The organism is Streptomyces sp. NPDC044003 (assembly GCF_056435185.1).
The window spans coordinates 345,145-363,619 of the sequence record NZ_JBWKFA010000009.1; the positions used below are offsets into that span (position 1 = coordinate 345,145).

Sequence of the window (18,475 nt, forward strand, 5' to 3'; positions counted from 1 at the left end):
CCTCCCGGAGGGCCGCACGTGCGGCCCTCCGGCCCCGCACCCCGCACGGAAACCGTGGAGACACGGACATCACGGAATGAGAGCGCGACGATGACCCCATCCCTGCCCTCCGGCAGCAGACGTCCCTGCGGCAGGCGCGGCCGGATCGCCGTGGCGACGGCCGCCCTGACCTCCCTCGCGGCCCTCGCGGCCTGCGCCGGCCCCCCGAAGGACACCGGTACCGGCGGCTCCGAGATCAAGCTCTCCGCCGCCACGCCTCCGGCCCGGGGCGAGATCGACTCGTTCACCTGGGCCGTCTACGCCGAGCCGCCCACCCTCGACTACACGGTCGCGTTCGACTATCCGCAGAACACGATCCTGTCCAACGTGTGCGAGAGCCTGATGCGCTGGACACCCGGGCTCACCCTGGAGCCCGGCCTGGCGCGTAAGGCCTCGAACCCGGACCCCATCACCTGGGTCTACGACCTGCGCGCGGGCGTCCGCTTCCACGACGGCAGGACGATGACCGCCGACGACGTGGTCTACAGCCTCGGCCGGCAGCGGGACCCGAAGAACGCCGCCGCCTGGGCGCAGACCTTCCAGAACGTCGCCTCCATCACGAAGACCGGCCCGCTCCAGGTCACCGTCAAGCTCAGGAAGTCGGACTCCCAGTTCCCCCAGTACATGGCGACCGCCGCGGGCGTCGTCGCCTCCAGGGCCGGCGTCGAGGCGGCGGGCAAGGACTACGGCACCACCGGAGACCTCGCCTGCACCGGCCCGTTCAAGCTCGGCACGTGGAGCAAGGGCCAGTCGATCGAGCTGGAGCGCTTCGACGGCTACTGGGGTACGAAGGCCAAGGCGAAGAAGGCCGTCTTCCGGGTCCTGACCGACCCCTCCGCCCGTACGAACGCCATGCTCAGCGGCGAGGTCGACGGCGGCTATCTGATCCCCACCGAGAGCTACGGCCGGCTGCGCGACAGCGGCCTCGGCACCCTCTACTTCGGCGAGGGCCTGAGCACGGTCAACGTCAACATCACCAACATGCACGGCCCGCTCGGCGACCTCCGGGTACGCAAGGCGCTCTCCCTGGCCCTCGACCGCTCCGGGTTCGTCAAGGCCGGACTCGGCGGCGTCGGCACCGTCACCAGCTCGCTCACCACCCGGGCGGCCTGGGCCGACGCCTCGGAGCAGACCCGGCAGGCCGCCTTCGGCGCGCTGCCGCCCGCCGCCCAGGACATCGAGAAGGCCAAGGCGCTGATCAAGGAGGCCGGCGCCACCGGCAAGACCCTGACCGTCGCCACCAGCTCCATCGGCCAGGACGTCTCCCTCCTCGCCACCGCGATCCAGGCCGCGGGCAGCCAGATCGGTCTGAAGATCAACCTCAAGACGATCGCCCCCAACGCCTTCACGGCGCTCTTCACCGACCCCGAGGCGCGCGAGGGCATCGACATGTTCCCGCTCACCTACTACGACTCGATCACCGACCCGCTGGACCTGCTGCAGAACTTCAAGACCGGCGCCTACATGAACTTCGCCGACTACACCGACAAGGGGTACGACGCCCTCGTCGACCAGGCCACCGCCGTCTACGAGCCGGACCAGCGCATGAAGATCGAGGCCGAGCTGCAGCAGCGGGCCGCCGAACAGCTGCCGTGGATCCCCGTCGCGGAGTGGCCCACCGCGGTCTTCCTCAACAAGAGGATCACCGGCGCCCCCACCACCATCGCGTACATGTACTACCCGTGGGCCGCGGACGTCGGCGCACCGGCCGCGGGGGCCACGCCGTGAACTTCCTGAGATTCGCCGTACGCCGGGTGGCGGAGATGGCCGCCACCCTGCTCGGTGCGTCGTTCGTGGTCTTCGGCGCCATGTACCTGGCGCCGGGCAACCCGGCGAGCTTCCTGCTCTCCGGCCGCTCCGCCTCACCCGAGGCCCTCGCCGCGATCAACGCCCAGTACCACCTGAACGACCCCTTCCTCGTCCGCTACCTCCACTGGCTCGGCGACATCGTCCACGGGGACTTCGGGCGGTCCATCACCTACCGCACCGACGTCTCCCGGCTCCTGGCCGACCGCCTCCCCACCACGCTGCTGCTCGTCGTGATGGCCCTGGCCGTGGTCGTCGTGATCGGCCTGGTCCTGGGATGGGTCTCCGCCGTACGGGGCGGCGGCACCGACGCGGCCGTCCTCGTCGGGACCACGTTCGCCGTCGGCACCCCCTCCTTCGTCGCGGCCGTCCTGCTCCAGGGACTCTTCGCCGTCAACCTCGGCTGGTTCCCCAGCAGCGGTTCCGGCGAGGGCTTCCTCGACCAGGTCTGGCACCTCACCCTCCCGGCGATCGCCCTCGCGCTCTATCTGATCGGCATGCTCGCCCGCGTCACCCGCTCCGCCATGGTCGAGGCCCTCGACAGCGAGCACGTCACGGTCGCCCGCAGCCGGGGCGTCCCCGAGAGCCAGGTCATCCGCCGCCATGTGTTCCGCAACTCGCTGGGCACCGTCCTCACCACCGGCGGACTGATCGTCTCCACCCTCCTGGTCTGCACGATCCTCGTGGAGACCGCGTTCAGCATCGGCGGCGTCGGTCAGCTCCTCGAACTGTCCACCACGACCAAGGACTTCCCGACCGTCCAGGCCATCTCCTTGATCATCGTCGCTCTCTTCATGACCGTGAACCTGGTCGTCGACCTGCTGCTGCCGCTGGTCGACCCGCGGATCACCCTCGGATCGAGGAGCTCCTCCGTATGACCGCCGTCCTGACCCGCCGGCCCGGATTGGCGAAGATCCGCACCGCCCGGTCCCCGCTCCACCTGGTCTGCCTCGGCCTCGTCGCCCTCGTCACGGTCGCCGCGCTGCTCGCGCCCTGGCTCGTGCCGTACGACCCCAACGCCGTCGACCTCGGCAACGCACTGGCTGGACCGTCCCCCGAGCACCTGCTCGGCGTCGACGCCGCCGGACGCGACACCCTCTCCCGGCTGCTCCTCGGCGCCCGCACCTCACTCCTCGGACCCCTCGGGGTCGTGGTCTTCTCCACCCTCGCCGGAGTCGCGGTCGGCATGGCCGCGGGCTGGCGGGGCGGCTGGCTCGACTCCGTCCTGTCACGCAGCACCGAACTGGTCTTCGCGTTCCCCGGCATGCTCCTCGCCATCCTGATCATCTCGATCTACGGCGAAGGACTGCTCGCCCCTGTCATCGCCCTCTCCCTCGCCTACCTGCCGTACGTCAGCCGGCTCACCCGCTCCCTCGTCCTGGCCGAACGCAAACGCCCCTACGTCAGCGCCTACCAGGTCCAGGGGCACTCGGCCCTCCAGATCAGCCTGCGCCACATCCTGCCCAACATCGCCCCCGTCGTCCTCGCCCAGTCCACCATCAACTTCGGCTACGCACTGATGGACCTCGCCGGCCTGTCCTTCCTCGGCCTGGGCGTCCCCGCGCTCACCCCCGACTGGGGCCGCATGGTCTTCGACGGCCAGACCGCCATCCAGCACGGCTACCCGCTGTCCGCGATCCTGCCCTGCGCGTTCATCGTGCTCACCGTCGTCGCCTTCAACGTCGTCGGAGAGCGCTGGGCCGACCGCGTCGCCAGGAGAGACCGATGACCGCTACGTACACCCTCGACGTCCAAGGGCTCCGCATCACCCTGCCCGGCACGGCCCGCCCCGTCCTCGACGGCGTCGACCTCCACGTCGCCACGGGCGAGACCGTCGCCCTCGTCGGCGAGTCCGGGTCCGGGAAGACCCTCACGTCGCGCAGCGCCCTGAACCTGCTGCCACCCGGCGCCGTCGTCGAAGGCGCCGTCCGGGTGCGCGGTGAGGACGTCCTCACCATGAACGCCGACCAGCTGCGCGCTCTGCGCAGCGGCACGGTGTCCATGATCTTCCAGGACCCGCGTGCCGCCCTCAACCCCCTGCGCCGCATCGGTGACTTCCTCACCGAGAGCGTGACCCTGACCGGGAGCATGAGCCGGGCGGACGCCACCGCACGCGCCGGTGAGCTTCTGCGGGCGGTCGGTCTCGACGACTCGGCTCTGCGCAAGTACCCCGGTCAGGTCTCCGGCGGCATGCTGCAACGCGTCATGATCGCGGCCGCCCTGATGGGCGACCCGGCCCTCGTGCTCGCCGACGAGCCCACCACGGCGCTCGACGTCACCACCCAGGCCGAGGTCATCGCCCTCCTGGCCCGACTCCGCGAACGCTTCGGCACCGGCCTGCTCTTCGTCACCCACGACCTCGACCTCGCCGCCGCCATCAGCGACCGGGTGTACGTCATGTACGCCGGCCGGATCGTGGAGAGCGGCCCCGCCGAAGCCCTCTTCGCCCGGCCCCGGCACCCGTACACCTCGGCCCTGCTCGCCTCCACGCCCCGCCTGGAGGCCCCCCGAGGCAGGCTCGACGCGATCGACGGCCAGCCCCCGGACCTCCGGCAGGAGCTGCGCGGCTGCCCGTTCGCCGCCCGCTGCCACCTCGCCACCGAGATCTGCGACCAGCAGGCCCCCGAGCCGCGGCCCACGCCCGGACTGCCGCACCACCAGGCCGCCTGTCACCACAGCGACCGTCTCGAAGGGAGCCCCGTCGATGCCTGAGAACGTCCTGGAGGCCGTCGGCCTCCACCGCACCTTCGGGAGCGTCCGCGCCGTCGACGACGTCTCCTTCGCCCTCCCCGAGGGCGGATCCCTGGGCATCGTCGGCGCATCAGGCTCCGGCAAGACCACCACCGCCCGGATCGTCGTCGGTCTGGAACAGGCCGACGCCGGCGACGTCCTCGTACGAGGAGAGGCCCGCGGCGCACGACAGCGCGGCCGGGCCCGGCGCCTGGCCCGGGCGCGCGAGGTCCAGATGGTCTTCCAGGACCCGTACCTCTCCCTCGACCCGCGCACCAGCGTCGAACAGGTCCTGCGCGAGACCCTGCGCCTGCACTTCCCCGGCACCGACCACGACCGGCGCGTCCGGGAGCTCCTCGACCAGGTCGGCCTCGGCACCCGCGCCGCCGACGCGCGGCCCCGGCAGCTCTCCGGCGGCCAGCGCCAACGCGTCGCCATCGCCCGCGCCCTCGCCGTCGAACCGGCCGTCCTCGTCCTCGACGAGGCCGTCGCCGCGCTCGACGTCTCCGTACAGGCGCAGATCCTCAACCTGCTCGCCGACATCCGCGAGGAGACCCGGATCGGCTATCTGTTCATCACCCACGACCTCGGCGTGGTCCGGTGCGTCACCGACGACGTCATCGTCATGCGCCAGGGCCGTGTCGTCGAGGCGGGCCCCACGGCCGAGGTGCTCGCCGCACCCCGACACCCCTACACACGGCTGCTGTTGGAGTCCGTACCCCGCCCCGGCTGGGACCCCGAGGCGATCGCCGAGGCCCGCCGGGCGCTCTGAGCGCCTCGCGCCCCCACCGTCGTTGACACAGGAGGTCAACCATGAACGAACACGCTGTCGCCCGGCACGTGGGCCCCGGCCTCAACAGGCGCCGGTTCCTCGCGGCGACCGGACTGACCGCCGCGGGCGCCGCCCTCGCGACGACCGCCCTCCCCGACCGGGCCACCGCCGCCGCGGGTACCTTCCGGGTGCCCGTCGAGGACGTCCGGCACACCCGTACGTGGATGGCCTGGCCGGACAGCACGGCGATCTGGCCCGGCAAGCTCAGCGGGGTGCAGGCGGACATCGCCCTGATCGCCCGTACGATCGCGAAGTACGAGCCCGTTGTCATGTGCGCCAACTCCGGGAGCGCCGCCAAGGCCCGCTCGATGTGCGGCTCCACGGTCACCGTCATCAGCTCCATCCCCGTCGACGACTGCTGGATGCGGGACACCGGACCGGTCTTCCGCACCGACGGCTACGGCGGCCTCGACACCGTGGGCCTCAACTTCAACGGCTGGGGCGACAAGCAGACCCACGCCAGGGACGCCCTCGTCGCCGAGCGGATCGCCGCCCACGTGGGCGTGCCGTTCACCTACGCCGATCTGGTCGGCGAGGGCGGCGCCATCGAACAGGACGGCGCCGGCACCCTGATGGCGACCCGCAGCAGCCTGGTGAACCGCAACCGCAACCCGGGGATGTCGGAGCGCCAGCTGGAGAGGGCGATGTGCGAGGCGTACGGCGCGTCCAAGGTCATCTGGTTCGACGGTGTCCGCGGCCAGGACATCACCGACGACCACGTCGACGCGACCTCCCGCTTCCTCGCACCCGGCGAGGCCCTCGTCCAGACGCCCGTCGCCGCCGACAACGACGCCTTCGCCCGCGACGCCCGCCGGCAGTACAGCACCCTGTCCGCCGCGACCACCGCCGCGGGCCGGGCCATGGACGTGATGCGCCTCCAGGGCCCCGACTACAACAAGATCCGCTCCACCGGCCGGGACTTCCTCGCCTCGTACGCCAACTTCTACCTCTGCAACGACGCCGTCGTCTCGGCCCAGTTCGGCGACCGGAGGGCGGACGAGGCGGCCCGGGCGACCCTGCAACGCCTCTACCCCGACCGCTCCATCGAGCAGCTGAACATCGACCGCCTCGGCACGGGCGGCGGGGGCATCCACTGCGTCACCCAGCAGCAGCCCGTCGCGTGAGACCACACGGCGCATGACTGAAATTTTCGTCAGAGACCTAGGTCTCGGCCATTGACTGAAATTTGAGTCAGTCCCTAGGGTGAGCGCACCGTACAGCGCGGGCGGGTCACGCAGCGCTGTACGGCTTCATGAACGCATCCCTGAACAGGAGCCCACATGGGGCCAGTTGACTCGCCCACGCGTGATTCCGCACCGCACGCGGGCATCGAACAGCACTCGATCGACTGGGTGCCCCTCTCGGAACGGCACGGCAAACCGTCGAGCGTCGGGGCCATCTGGTTCGTCGGCAGCCTCAATCTCACGGGCCTCGCCACCGGCGTCGTGACGCTGTCCATGGGGGCCTCCCTCGTGTGGACGGTGATCGCCACCGTGCTCGGCTCCCTCTTCGGCACGTTCTTCATGGCGTTCCACTCGGCCCAGGGTCCCCAGCTGGGTCTGCCCCAACTCGTGCAGTCCCGGCCCCAGTTCGGCTATCTGGGCGCGGCCCTCACCGTGTGGGTGTTCGCCCTGGTCAACTACGTGGCCTTCAACACCTCGGACGCCCTGCTGTCCGGCCAGGCCATGAACCTGCTCACCGGGATACCCAACACCCTCGGCTACCTCCTCGCCGCCGCGGTGGCGACCGTGATCGCGCTCTTCGGGTACGACTGGATCCACAAGCTCAACAAGTGGCTCACCTGGCCCTTCGTCGTGATCACCGCGGCCGTCACCGCGTCCGCCCTGTTCGGCGGAGGACTGCCCGACGATGCCTGGACCGCGGGCCCGTTCGAACTCGCGCCGTTCATGCTCGTGTTCGTCTTCGTCGCCGGCTTCCAGCTGGGCTGGGCACCGTACGTCTCGGACTACTCGCGCTACCTCAGACCCGACGTCCCCGTGCGCAGCACCTTCTGGTGGACCTACCTGCCCAGCGCGGTCTCGGGGATCTGGGTCTTCGTCCTCGGTGCCGTGGTCTCGGCCGGCGCCCCCGAGGGCACGGACCCGGTCACCGCGCTGAAGCTGTCGGCCGACCGGCTGTTCGGCGGGTTCGGCACGGTCGCGGTCGTCGTCCTGCTGGTCGGGCTGCTCTCCGTCATGGCGATCAACCAGTACGGCGGCAGTCTCACGATGATCTCGATCGTCGACTCGTTCCGGCCGGTCAAGCCGACCCGGACCATCCGGGTCGCCACGATCGGGATCATGCTGGCCGCCGTCGGGACGGTCTCCACCCTCGTCGGCATCGATCAGTTCAACTGGTTCTTCGCCAACGTGGTGGTGGTCCTCACCTACCTCTTCATCCCGTGGACCGCCATCAACCTGGTCGACTTCTTCTTCGTCCGGCGCGGCCAGTACGTCGTCAAGGAGATCTTCAACCCGCACGGGATCTACGGCCGTTGGGGCTGGCGCGGAAACCTCGCCTATGCGATCGGCCTCGCCTGCATGGCCCCGTTCATGGTCATCACCGGCCTCTTCGTCGGGCCCGTCGCGGAGCGCCTCGGCGGCGTCGACTACTCGCTCCTCGTCGGCCTGCCCGTGGCCGGAGGCCTCTACTGGGCCTTCGCCCGAAGCCTCGATCTGGCCACCGAACGCCGGATGGTCCGGGAGGAGGGGCTGCTGGACCCACTCCACTGAGCAACCCCCCGAGCAACGCCTGCACGTACCGAACCTTTGAGAGAAGGAGCACCACGTGAAGACAGAGCACGACGGCGAACGCCCCGGCATCAGCCGCAGAAACCTCCTTGCCCGCACCGGAGCGGCCGCGGCCGCCCTGGCGGTCGGACCCGTCCTCGGCGGCATGCAGCCCGCCATGGCCGCGTCCTGGCGGGTCCCCGGTGAGGACGAGTCGCACAAGCGCACCTGGATGGCCTGGCCGTCCAGCTACACGATCTGGGGCAACCTGCTGTCCAAGATCCAGAGCGACATCGCCAAGCTCGCCAAGGAAGTCGCCAAGTACGAGCCGGTCATCATGTGCGCGGACGGCTCCTCGGCCGCCTCGCAGGCCAGGACCGCCTGCGGCTCCACCGTCACGGTCATCAGCTCCATCCCCGTCTCGGACTGCTGGATGCGGGACACCGGCCCGCTGTTCCGCGTGGACGGGGCCGGCGGCCTCGACGCCTTCGGCCTGAACTTCAACGCCTGGGGCGAGAACGCCACGACCTTCTACGGCCTCCCCGCCTCCGCCTACTCCAAGGACCGGACGGTCGCGCCGAAGGTCGCGGCCTACGCCGGCGTCTCGTTCGCGAACGCGTCCGTGGTCGGCGAGGGCGGCGGAATCGAGTACGACGGCGACGGCACCGTGATGGCCACCGAGAGCTGCTGGCTGAACAGCAACCGCAACCCCGGCAAGTCCCGCAGCCAGATCGAGGCGGAGCTGCTGTCCCGCTTCGGCGCGTCCAAGATGATCTGGCTGCCCGGGGTCACCGGGCAGGACGTCACCGACGGCCACATCGATGGAACCGCCCGCTACATCCGGCCCGGCGTGGTCATGGTGCAGCTGGCCGGCGCCGTGCGCCCCGACGTCTGGACCGCCAACGCCCAGGCCATCCGCGACACCCTGGTCAACGCGACCGACGCCAGGGGCCGCAGGCTCCAGGTCCTCACCATCGAAGGACCCGACACCCTGCCCCGTATCCAGGTGGGCAAGCAGGCCGACTTCCTCAGTTCCTACATGAACTGGACGGTGACCAACCAGGCGATCATCACCACGCAGTTCGGCGACACGGCCAAGGACGCGGCCGCCAAGTCGGCCATCGCCGCCGCCTACGGCCGGCCTGTCGTCCAGCTGAACCTGGACAACCTCTACGGCAACGGCGGCGGTGGCGCCCACTGCGTCACGATGCAGGAGCCCAACCGCTGAACGAACGACGGGCCCGGGTCTCGCTTCCGAGGCCCGGGCCCGTCGCGTATGTGCCCAATCTCGGGTGATTCGGGCTCTTGTGAGGTGGACGCGTGTAGAGGGAAGTCATTCTCGCCGAACCCTTGACGCTGCTCTTGGTGAAAACTACGTTCTGTCAAGCGGAAAACCACTTCCACTTTGTGGAAACATCTAAAGACTCCGCCTCAGACCTCCACCGGTCGCCAGGCCCTCCGTCGCGCTTCGTCATGCCCCGAAGCCGCGTCGTCCCCAGGGTCCTGCCGCGACCTCCAGAGCACACGTGAGGGCCCTTCGATGACTTCTGTGGATGCCCGGCCGCCCGAGACGGCGACCGACGGAGCAACCGGCTCCGTTCTGTACACCTACGACCTGGCCCCGACGAAGAAGGAAGGCCGCCGCTGGGGCGCGTACAACGTCTTCACCCTCTGGGCCAACGACGTGCACAGCCTCGGGAACTACGCTTTCGCGATCGGGCTCTTCGCCCTCGGGCTCAACATCTGGGGCATCCTCGCGGCCTTCGCGCTCGCCTCCGTGCTGCTGTTCCTGCTCCTGACGCTCTCCGGCTTCATGGGCCACAAGACCGGTGTGCCCTTCCCGGTGATGAGCCGCATCGCCTTCGGCATCAAGGGCGCGAAGATACCGGCGGCCGTCCGTGGCATCGTCGCCATCGCCTGGTTCGGCATCCAGACCTATCTGGCCTCCACCGTGCTGAGCGCCCTGCTCGTCGCGATGTTCCCCGGACTGGCCTCGCTCGACGAGAACGCGCTGCTCGGCCAGTCGACCCTCGGCTGGATCACCTTCCTGGCCCTCTGGGCCGTGCAGCTCGTCATCGTCAGTTACGGCATGCAGATGATCCGGCGCTACATGGCCTTCGCCGCACCGACCACGCTCCTCACCATGTGCGCCCTCGCCGTCTGGATGTTCGTCCGCGCCGACGCCTCGATCGCCCTCTCCATCGACGCACCGCTCATCGGCGGCGAGATGTGGCTGCAGATCCTCCAGGCCGCCGCCCTCTGGGTGGTCGTCTACGGGACCTTCGTCCTGAACTTCTGCGACTTCACCCGGTCCGCCAAGAGCCGCGCCTCGATCGTGCGCGGCAACGTGATCGGCATCCCGCTGAACATGCTGTTCTTCGCCGGCATCGTCGTGGTCCTCAGCGGAGCGCAGTTCAAGCTCGACGGCCGCATCATCACCAGCCCCACGGACATCGTCCGGACCATCCCGAACATGGCGCTCCTGGCGGCGGCCTCCCTCGCCCTGATCGCCCTGACCGTCGCCGTGAACCTGCTGGCCAACTTCGTCGCGCCGATCTACGCCCTCATCGACCTCTTCCCGCGCACGCTCGACTTCCGGCGGGCAGGTGTCGTCAGCGCGGTCATCGGCCTGGTGATCCTGCCCTGGAACCTCTACAACAGCCCGATCGCCGTCAACTACTTCCTCGGCGGACTCGGCGCCCTGCTCGGACCGCTCTTCGGCGTGATCATGGCCGACTACTGGCTGCTGCGCAGGTCCCGGGTCAACGTGCCCGACCTCTACACCGAGAACCCGCAGGGCGAGTACCACTACCGCCGCGGCTTCAACCCGCGCGCCGTCGCCGCATTCGTCCCCAGCGCCGCCGCCGCCGTGGTCGTCGCCCTGGCGCCCTTCTTCCACGCCGTCGCCGGATTCTCCTGGTTCGTGGGCGCCATCCTCGGCGCGGGGCTGTACGCGATCGTCGCGGACCGCAAGGCACCGATCCGGGACGTGGACGGCGAGTCCATCGCCGTCGCCGCCGAATGACCCACCGAGCCGAACGAACAGAACGAGCGGAAGGCGGCCCATGCGCATCCTCGTCGTCAACGTGAACACCACGCAGTCCATCACCGACGCGATCGGCAGACAGGCGGCCGCCGTGGCCGCGCCCGGCACCGAGATCGTCGCGCTCACCCCGGAGTTCGGAGCCGAGTCGGTCGAGGGCAACTACGAGAGCTACCTCGCCGCGATCGCCGTGATGGAGGCCGTCCGCGCCTATCCGGAGCCCTTCGACGCGGTCATCCAGGCCGGGTACGGCGAGCACGGCCGCGAAGGCCTGCAGGAGCTGCTCGACGTGCCGGTCGTCGACATCACCGAGGCGGCCGCCGCCACCGCCCAGTTCCTCGGCCGCAGTTACTCCGTCGTCACCACCCTCGACCGGACGGTCCCGCTGATCGAGGAGCGGCTCCACGTCGCCGGACTGAGCGCGCGCTGCGCGTCCGTACGGGCCAGCGGGCTCCCCGTCCTGGCGCTGGAGGAGGACGAGAAGACGACCGTCGAGGCGATCGTCGAACAGGCCGCCCGAGCGGTGGAGGACGACCGGGCCGAGGTGATCTGCCTGGGCTGCGGGGGCATGGCCGGCCTCGCCGAGCGGGTCGTCGAGCGCACCGGCGTGCCCGTCGTCGACGGAGTGAGCGCGGCGGTGACCCTCGCCGAGTCCCTGGTGCGGCTCGGTCTGTCCACCTCGAAGGTACGCACTTACGCGACGCCGCGTCCCAAGAGGATCGTCAACTGGCCTCCGCGCACGGCCTAGCACTCATCCGCCCGGTCCGGGAAGCAAGCAAACAGAAGAGGAGGACATCCGTTGTCCGACGTAGAGCGGTCCGAGACGGAGCTGTCCGGTGTAGAGCCGTCCGAGACGGAGCTGTCCGGCGCAGAGCGGTCCGGCATAGAGCTGGTCCTGCGCTCGACGCGCGTCATCACCCCCGAGGGGACGCGCCCGGCGTCGATCGCCGTCTCCGGTGGGACGATCGCGGCCGTGCTGCCGTACGACGCCGAGGTGCCCGCCGGTGCCCGGCTTGAGGACGTCGGCGACGGCGTGGTCCTGCCCGGTCTGGTCGACACCCACGTGCACGTGAACGACCCGGGCCGCACCGAGTGGGAGGGCTTCTGGACCGCCACCCGCGCGGCCGCCGCGGGCGGCATCACGACCCTGCTCGACATGCCGCTCAACTCGCTGCCCCCGACCACCACGGTGGACCACCTGCGGGTCAAGCAGGAGGTGGCCCGCGGCAAGGCCCACATCGACGTCGGCTTCTGGGGCGGCGCCCTGCCCGACAACGTCAAGGACCTGCGGCCGCTGCACGACGCCGGCGTCTTCGGCTTCAAGTGCTTCCTGTCGCCCTCCGGGGTGGAGGAGTTCCCGGAGCTCGATCAGGAGCGGCTGGCGACCTCGCTGGCCGAGATCGCGGGTTTCGACGGCCTGATGATCGTGCACGCCGAGGACCCGCACCACCTGGCCGCGGCGCCGCAGCGCTCGGGCGGCGCGTACGCCGACTTCCTGGCCTCGCGTCCCCGGGACGCGGAGAACACGGCGATCGAGAACCTGATCAACCAGGCCCGCCGGCTGGGCGCCCGCGTCCACGTGCTGCACCTGTCCTCCTCGGACGCGCTGCCGGCGCTGGCCGCCGCGAAGGCCGAGGGGGTGAAGATCACCGTGGAGTCCTGTCCGCACTTCCTCACGCTCACCGCGGAGGAGATCCCGGACGGGGCGACCGAGTTCAAGTGCTGCCCGCCGATCCGTGAGGCGTCGAACCAGGACGCGCTGTGGCAGGGGCTCGCGGACGGCACCATCGACTGCATCGTCTCCGACCACTCGCCGTCCACCGCCGACCTGAAGACCCCGGACTTCGCCTCGGCCTGGGGCGGCATCTCCTCCCTGCAGCTCGGTCTGCCGGCGATCTGGACCGAGGCCCGGCGCCGCGGCCACTCGCTGGAGGACGTGGTGCGCTGGATGTCCGAGGGCCCGGCCCGGCTCGCCGGACTGTCCCGGAAGGGCGCCATCGAGGCCGGCCGTGACGCCGACTTCGCGGTCCTCGCCCCGGACGCCACCTTCACCGTCGACCCGGCCGGCCTGGAGCACCGCAACCGGATCACCGCCTACGCGGGCAAGACCCTGCACGGCGTCGTCACCTCCACCTGGCTGCGTGGAGAGCGGATCGCCGACCACGGCACCCTCGCCGAGCCCTCCGGCCGCCTCCTCGAACGACGCGGCCGGTAGCGGGCCCTCGGGTCCTCAGAGGGCCGGGCGGCGGCTGTTCCACGGGCGTACTGCCTCGATCGCGGAGGCGACGCGGAACACGGCGGCATCGTCGTAGGTGCGTCCGACGACCTGGACTCCCGTCGGCACGCCGGTCGACGCGTATCCGGACGGCACGCTCAACACCGGGCAGCGACTGGCGATGTTGAACACCGTGGTCATCGCGGCCTCCAGATAGGAGTCCAGCTCGACACCGTTGATCACCACCTTGGTCGAGAGGTAGTCGTCGTCCGCCCTCAGCGCCGGAATGGCCGTCGTCGGGCACAGCAGCACGTCATAGCGGTCGAGCAGGGTGCCGAGCGTCGTCTGTACCGCGGCCTCCAGCTCCAGACCGCGCATGATGCTGCCGGGCTCGCGGACGGCCTCGGCGGTCCGCTCGGCGAAGTCGAGAGCGTACGAGGTGAGCAGATCGCCGTGCTCCGCGGCGACCGACGTGACGTACGGGCCGAAGATGGAGCCGAAGTGGATCATCGCCGCCTCCATCACGTCCGCCCGCGTGATCGGGACCTCCACCTCCTCCACGACGGCTCCGGCCGCGCGCAGGGCCTCCGCCACTGCGCGCGTGTTGGCCTCGACCTCGGGATCCACTGGCCAGTCCCCGAGGCCGACGGACAGCGCGACCCTCAGGCCCGCGATGCCCTCGAAGTGTTCGGGCAGCGTGAACTTGGGGCGCAGGGAGACCGCGTCGAGCGGGTGAGGCCCTGCGATGACGTTCTGCAGGAGGGCGCAGTCGCCGACGGTCCGCGCCATCGGGCCGTCGTGGCAGTACGTGTCCAGATTGAACGGTGCCATCGCCGGTACGCGCCCGTACGGCGGCTTGTATCCGACCGTGCCCGTGAACGAGGCGGGGATGCGGATGGAGCCCCCGATGTCGGAACCGGTCGCGAGCGTCGTCTCGCCGGCCGCGAGCGCGGCGCCGGAGCCGCCCGACGAACCACCCGGACTGAACTCCAGGTTCCAGGGGTTGCGCGTCACACCCCACAGCCGCGACTGCGTGAAGGCAGCGCAGCTGAACTCCGGGGTGGTGGTCCGGGCGTGCACGATGCCGCCCGCGGCCTGGACGCGCTCGACGACGGGGTGCGTCGCGTCGGCTCTCTCGTCACGGAAGGCCAGTGAACCGTCCGTGCTGCTGCGGCCCGCGATCGGCTGCTCCTCCTTCGTCGCGACCGGCAGCCCCTCCAGCGCACGGGGCGCCTCCCCCTTGCCCGCGTACCGGGACTCGGCCTCGCGCGCGGCGGCGAGCGCCTGCTCGAAGGTCTGCTCGGCGAGGGCGTTGACCCGGGGCTCGACGGTTTCGGCGCGTGCGATGACGGCGGTCATCAACTCGACGGGTGACAGGGAGCGGTCGCGGAAGCGGCTGAGGGCTTCCGTGGCAGGCATGTAGGCGAGATCGCTGGTGAGGTCGGTCATGGGAGCATCGAACAGCCGCCGACCCAGGGCGTCAACGCTGTTGACGTAAGGCGGGGTCCCGGAAGATCGGCGCGAGGGAGAAGAGAGAGTGAGCCAGGAAGCCGAAGGGGAGGCGCTCCGGCACCTCGTGCCGCCGCCGGCCGCGGGCGGTACGCCGCTCGACTGGGACCGGATGAGTGCGTCGTGGGGGCGGGAGTTCCCGGCCGACTACCGGCAGTTCGTCGAGACGTACGGCGCGGGGTCCATCGAGGGCTGCCTGGTGATCCAGGAGCCCGAGTACAAGGACGCCGAACCGGCGTCCCCGTACGGGGGCATGCTCCTGGAGACGGTCAACGCGGAGGCGGCCTGGGCGCGGGAGAAGAAGTCCCCCGAGCTGGAGGGGACGGACCCCGTACTGATCACCTGGGGGGTCACCATGAGCTCGGACCTGCTGTGCTGGGACACGTCGGACGGCGACCCCGCCGCATGGCCGGTCCTGGTACGCAACCGGGACGACGACCTGTGGCGGCGCTTCGACTGCGGCATGGTCGCCTTCCTCGTACGCGTGCTGCGCGGGGAGTTCGACGAGTGCCCACTCGGTGACGTCACCCTGTGGGGGAGAGGCTCGGCGCTCTTTCTGACCGAGGCCGAACAGAAGCGCTTGTGGGCGCGGGGCGTGAACCCGTGGGAGCGGAAGGGGAGATGATCCCGGATGCGTCGCGCCGCGAGACGAGCACGGGCTGACCGTCCGCTTCGCCTCGGTCCTCGGCACGCCCCTGCACACGACGCCCAGGGTCCGTACTACCCCAGCCACACCCCGTCGCGCATCACGACCCTGCCACGCTGTTCCGGCACGCCGCGCCAGGCGCGAAGGGTCTGCGGCGCCACGCGCAGGTACACGAAGGGGGTCTTTTCCGTACGCGGATCCCAGCCGAACTTGCCTGCGAACGCGTCTGCGGCGGCTTTGGGTACTTCCCGGGCGGGGTAGCACTGCGCCTCCCCTTGCAGCAGCACCACGTCGAAGGCATCCGGCAGCGCCAGCCGTACGCGCGGTTCCTCGCTCAGATTGCGCACGGTCGCGGAGTCCGCGCCGGTACACATCCAGACCGCCTGCCCGTCCCACCAGAACCACAGCGGGACCTGATGCGGGCCGTGGTCGGGATGGGCCGTGGACACCCAGATGTCGCGCTCCGAGCCGAGCCGTTCCAGGGTGTCCCGCCTGCGCTCCGCCGTGGTACGGCGAACGATCTTCGTCGCTTGCATGGGCGCCGACACTAGCGAGCAGGTTCACGGTGCGCATGGGGCGCAGGTCCTAGTCCCGGCGACGGACCGGCTTGTGGGCATGGTGGGATCCGCATCGGTGAGGGTGTGCGCCCAACAGCGATCTGGCGATGCCGAAGATCAGCCTCGGCCGCGTGTGTGCCCGCGGGCGGTGGCCGCCGCTCGTTCGGCGGCCTCGGCGACGACGGCGGCGGCCCGGGCGGCGCGTCCGTCCGCGTGCCAGTCGTCGATGAGCCGGACGGTGGGGCCGGGAGGAAAGATGCCGAGCTGCCCGAGCAGGGAGAGGTCGTCGCGGACCGCCTCGTGGCGGACGACCTTGCCGTCCTGCAGGTGCAGGACATGGACCTGCTCGGAGTCGATCTCGGCCCCGGTGGGCGGGATCGCCTGGAGAAGGGCGCCGTCGCGGTAGTGGACGAAGGGGCCGGTGTGCCGGCCCCTCATGTGCAGCCGTATCCACACCTGATCGCCCTCGCGGACGAGGTCGGTGACGGGGAAGCTCAGGTCGGTGAAGGCGGAGCGCAGCCACGCGCCCGAGGCAAGTGCGCCTGCGGGCCCGGGCAGTGAGCAGGCGGCAGGGGAGACGACCGCCTCGCGGTTGGTGAAGTCCTGGTGGACGACGTCCGCGGCGAGCGCCGCGTCACCGGTCGCCAGGACGGTGAAGAGTCCGCGGGCCGCGTCCTCGGGTGACATTCCCATGGGTTCGGTTCCTCTCGCGCACGGGGCGGGTGGCCGCCCTGACCGATATTCAGGTTACACGCCACCTATTGAATAGGTCGACCGTTTCCACGGTTAGGCTGACCCCATGCCGACCAAGCGCAAGTACGTCTCACCCCGGCGTGAGGAAGCCGCAGCCCAGACGCGTGCGCAGATCCTCCAGTCGGCGACCAGGCTGTTCGCCGAACGCGGCTATGGGCGCGTGACCGTCGCGGACATCGCGGCCGAGGCGGGCGTCTCCTCGAAGGCCGTCTTCGCGAGCGCCGGCAGCAAGGGGGACATCCTCAACGAGATCGTCGACACGGCCGTACGAGCCTCCGGCGACGAGCGGACGATGCGTGCGGTACTCGCCGAGCGGGACCTGGAGTCCGTACTCAAGGCACTGGCCCACGGCACCCGGATGGGCAACGAAGGTCTGTTCACCGTGCACGAGGCGATCCACAAGGCGCTGCCGTCGCACGAGGACGGCGAGGCCCTGTGGGAGCGCGCCACCGCCGACTACCGCGCCGCTCTCCGTACCACCGCACGGCACCTGCACACCGTGGCAGCACCCGCCTGTCCGGAGGAGGAGACCGCGGACCTCCTGTGGTTCTGGTTCGGCCCGAGCGGCTGGCGCACGCTGGTCGCCGAGAACGGCTGGCCCTGGGACCGCGCCGAAACCTTCCTCCTCCACACCGCCCTGGCCACGTTGCGGACGCCGTAGGCCTCGACCGACAGGCGGTCGCCGGTCAGCGCGGGACGGGCCCTGGCGGTCCATTCGCGACGCTCGACAAATATTCCTGTCGCGAAGTGCTGTCGACAGCTAGGCTTGTCGCATGACCGATGTGGACGGGATCCCGACTCCCGACAAGAGCGACGAGAACTTCTGGAGCGCCTTCTCGAATCTGGTGGAGCCTCCTTGGAACGAGCCCACCCCGGACGACGCGTGCACGATGGACGACAGGGTCCTCGACGCGGTGCGCGCCCTGGCTGAACGGATCTCGACCCGCGCGCTGGCCTACGGCGCCGCCGACAAGCCCTTCGACCCCGTGCTCATGGCGGCGCCCGATGTGCAGCTGGCACTTCTGAGGGCTCTGTACGAAGCCAAACTGTCCGTCGACCGGCTGGCGGAGAGCGCCGCCACCGTCGCCGGCCGCAGCGGGGCGAACTACGCCCAACTCGGTTCCGCCTGGGGCGGTATCAAGCGTCAGTCGGCCCGCCTCAAATGGCCCCATGCCGTCGTGCGGAAGTCTGCCAAGGAGTCCATCCCGCTCCACTACGCGGGTGGCGTCGCCGTCGTGCACCACGATGTCGACGCCGACGCCTGGTGGTACACCGCCACGGCCGCAGACCAGCGGAGCGTGGAATCGGACCCCGTCCACGGCACGTACGCCGAGGCCATCGCCGGAGCGACCGAGTTCCTCCTCGCGCACGCCCTGCCCGACAGGCGGCCGCCCGTGTGACATGAGCGGAACCGCCGCGGACGGGCCGTCAACTCCGTGTGTGGTGACGGCGTGGAGATCTGGGCGGGTGGATCTTGCCTCTATCCTTCGACGCTCTATGAACCATGCTGATCACCGTTCTGGCCGGGCAGGCATCCGGGACGTGGCCGCCGCCGCCGGGGTCTCCATCACGACTGTCTCCGACGCGCTCAACGGCAAGGGCCGACTCCCGGACGC

Annotated in this window: 18 protein-coding genes; 15 read left to right on the forward strand and 3 right to left on the reverse strand. The window is 70.3% G+C overall.

The genetic code is table 11. The features are described from left to right. Positions 1-90: 90 nt before the first annotated feature. The 11 genes from AC07AW_RS31795 to allB all read left to right on the forward strand — a co-directional run bounded on the left by AC07AW_RS31795 (position 91) and on the right by allB (position 13,394). On the forward strand, positions 91-1,767 hold the full coding sequence (locus tag AC07AW_RS31795) for an ABC transporter substrate-binding protein (protein ID WP_478818911.1): 1,677 nt from the start codon (positions 91-93) through the stop codon (positions 1,765-1,767). Further along, positions 1,764-2,723 (forward strand): ABC transporter permease, encoded by a 960-nt coding sequence (locus AC07AW_RS31800; protein WP_478818912.1) that lies wholly within the window; start codon positions 1,764-1,766, stop codon positions 2,721-2,723. Before AC07AW_RS31795 ends, AC07AW_RS31800 begins: the two co-directional genes overlap by 4 nt. Next, on the forward strand, positions 2,720-3,574 hold the full coding sequence (locus AC07AW_RS31805) for an ABC transporter permease (RefSeq protein WP_478818913.1): 855 nt from the start codon (positions 2,720-2,722) through the stop codon (positions 3,572-3,574). Before AC07AW_RS31800 ends, AC07AW_RS31805 begins: the two co-directional genes overlap by 4 nt. Beyond that, positions 3,571-4,557 (forward strand): ABC transporter ATP-binding protein, encoded by a 987-nt coding sequence (locus AC07AW_RS31810; protein WP_478818914.1) that lies wholly within the window; start codon positions 3,571-3,573, stop codon positions 4,555-4,557. Before AC07AW_RS31805 ends, AC07AW_RS31810 begins: the two co-directional genes overlap by 4 nt. Continuing rightward, complete coding sequence (locus AC07AW_RS31815) at positions 4,550-5,347, forward strand: ABC transporter ATP-binding protein (protein ID WP_478818915.1); 798 nt, start codon at positions 4,550-4,552, stop codon at positions 5,345-5,347. Before AC07AW_RS31810 ends, AC07AW_RS31815 begins: the two co-directional genes overlap by 8 nt. 41 nt (positions 5,348-5,388) lie before the next feature. Then, positions 5,389-6,531, forward strand: coding sequence for an agmatine deiminase family protein (locus AC07AW_RS31820; RefSeq protein ID WP_478818916.1), 1,143 nt, complete (start codon positions 5,389-5,391; stop codon positions 6,529-6,531). Between the two features lie 156 nt (positions 6,532-6,687). Then, complete coding sequence (locus AC07AW_RS31825) at positions 6,688-8,139, forward strand: purine-cytosine permease family protein (protein WP_478818917.1); 1,452 nt, start codon at positions 6,688-6,690, stop codon at positions 8,137-8,139. A 55-nt stretch (positions 8,140-8,194) separates the two neighbouring features. Then, entirely contained in the window at positions 8,195-9,364 is a 1,170-nt protein-coding gene (locus tag AC07AW_RS31830) for an agmatine deiminase family protein (RefSeq protein ID WP_478818918.1), read from the forward strand. A gap of 312 nt (positions 9,365-9,676) precedes the next feature. Then, the gene (locus tag AC07AW_RS31835) at positions 9,677-11,161 is read left to right on the forward strand and encodes an NCS1 family nucleobase:cation symporter-1 (RefSeq protein WP_478818919.1); all 1,485 of its coding nucleotides are present in this window, start codon (positions 9,677-9,679) and stop codon (positions 11,159-11,161) included. A gap of 40 nt (positions 11,162-11,201) precedes the next feature. Continuing rightward, positions 11,202-11,927, forward strand: a complete 726-nt coding sequence (locus AC07AW_RS31840) for an aspartate/glutamate racemase family protein (RefSeq protein WP_478818920.1) — start codon at positions 11,202-11,204, stop codon at positions 11,925-11,927. A 111-nt stretch (positions 11,928-12,038) separates the two neighbouring features. Further along, positions 12,039-13,394 carry an allantoinase AllB gene (gene allB / locus AC07AW_RS31845; RefSeq protein ID WP_478818943.1) on the forward strand — a complete coding sequence of 452 codons (1,356 nt, stop codon included), beginning with the start codon at positions 12,039-12,041 and terminating at the stop codon, positions 13,392-13,394. Positions 13,395-13,409: 15 nt separating this feature from the next. Here the strand turns inward: allB and AC07AW_RS31850 are convergent, their stop codons facing one another. Next, positions 13,410-14,843 carry an amidase gene (locus AC07AW_RS31850; protein ID WP_478818921.1) on the reverse strand — a complete coding sequence of 478 codons (1,434 nt, stop codon included), beginning with the start codon at positions 14,841-14,843 and terminating at the stop codon, positions 13,410-13,412. Positions 14,844-14,931: 88 nt separating this feature from the next. Between AC07AW_RS31850 and AC07AW_RS31855 the strand changes: the two genes are divergently transcribed. Then, positions 14,932-15,528: an SMI1/KNR4 family protein gene (locus AC07AW_RS31855; RefSeq protein WP_478818922.1), complete on the forward strand. Its 597-nt coding sequence runs from the start codon at positions 14,932-14,934 to the stop codon at positions 15,526-15,528. 95 nt (positions 15,529-15,623) lie between these two features. Here the strand turns inward: AC07AW_RS31855 and AC07AW_RS31860 are convergent, their stop codons facing one another. After that, the gene (locus AC07AW_RS31860; protein WP_478818923.1) at positions 15,624-16,085 is read right to left on the reverse strand and encodes a pyridoxamine 5'-phosphate oxidase family protein; all 462 of its coding nucleotides are present in this window, start codon (positions 16,083-16,085) and stop codon (positions 15,624-15,626) included. A 138-nt stretch (positions 16,086-16,223) separates the two neighbouring features. Continuing rightward, positions 16,224-16,799 carry an ester cyclase gene (locus AC07AW_RS31865; protein WP_478818924.1) on the reverse strand — a complete coding sequence of 192 codons (576 nt, stop codon included), beginning with the start codon at positions 16,797-16,799 and terminating at the stop codon, positions 16,224-16,226. 106 nt (positions 16,800-16,905) lie between these two features. Between AC07AW_RS31865 and AC07AW_RS31870 the strand changes: the two genes are divergently transcribed. From AC07AW_RS31870 to AC07AW_RS31880, 3 genes are all read left to right on the forward strand, one after another. Continuing rightward, positions 16,906-17,520: a TetR/AcrR family transcriptional regulator gene (locus tag AC07AW_RS31870; RefSeq protein ID WP_478818925.1), complete on the forward strand. Its 615-nt coding sequence runs from the start codon at positions 16,906-16,908 to the stop codon at positions 17,518-17,520. Positions 17,521-17,632: 112 nt separating this feature from the next. Next, a complete protein-coding gene (locus tag AC07AW_RS31875; protein ID WP_478818926.1) occupies positions 17,633-18,259 on the forward strand; it encodes a hypothetical protein in 627 nt (208 codons plus the stop codon). A 43-nt stretch (positions 18,260-18,302) separates the two neighbouring features. Beyond that, on the forward strand, positions 18,303-18,475 hold a 173-nt coding region (locus tag AC07AW_RS31880; RefSeq protein WP_478818944.1), incomplete at its 3' end, for a LacI family DNA-binding transcriptional regulator.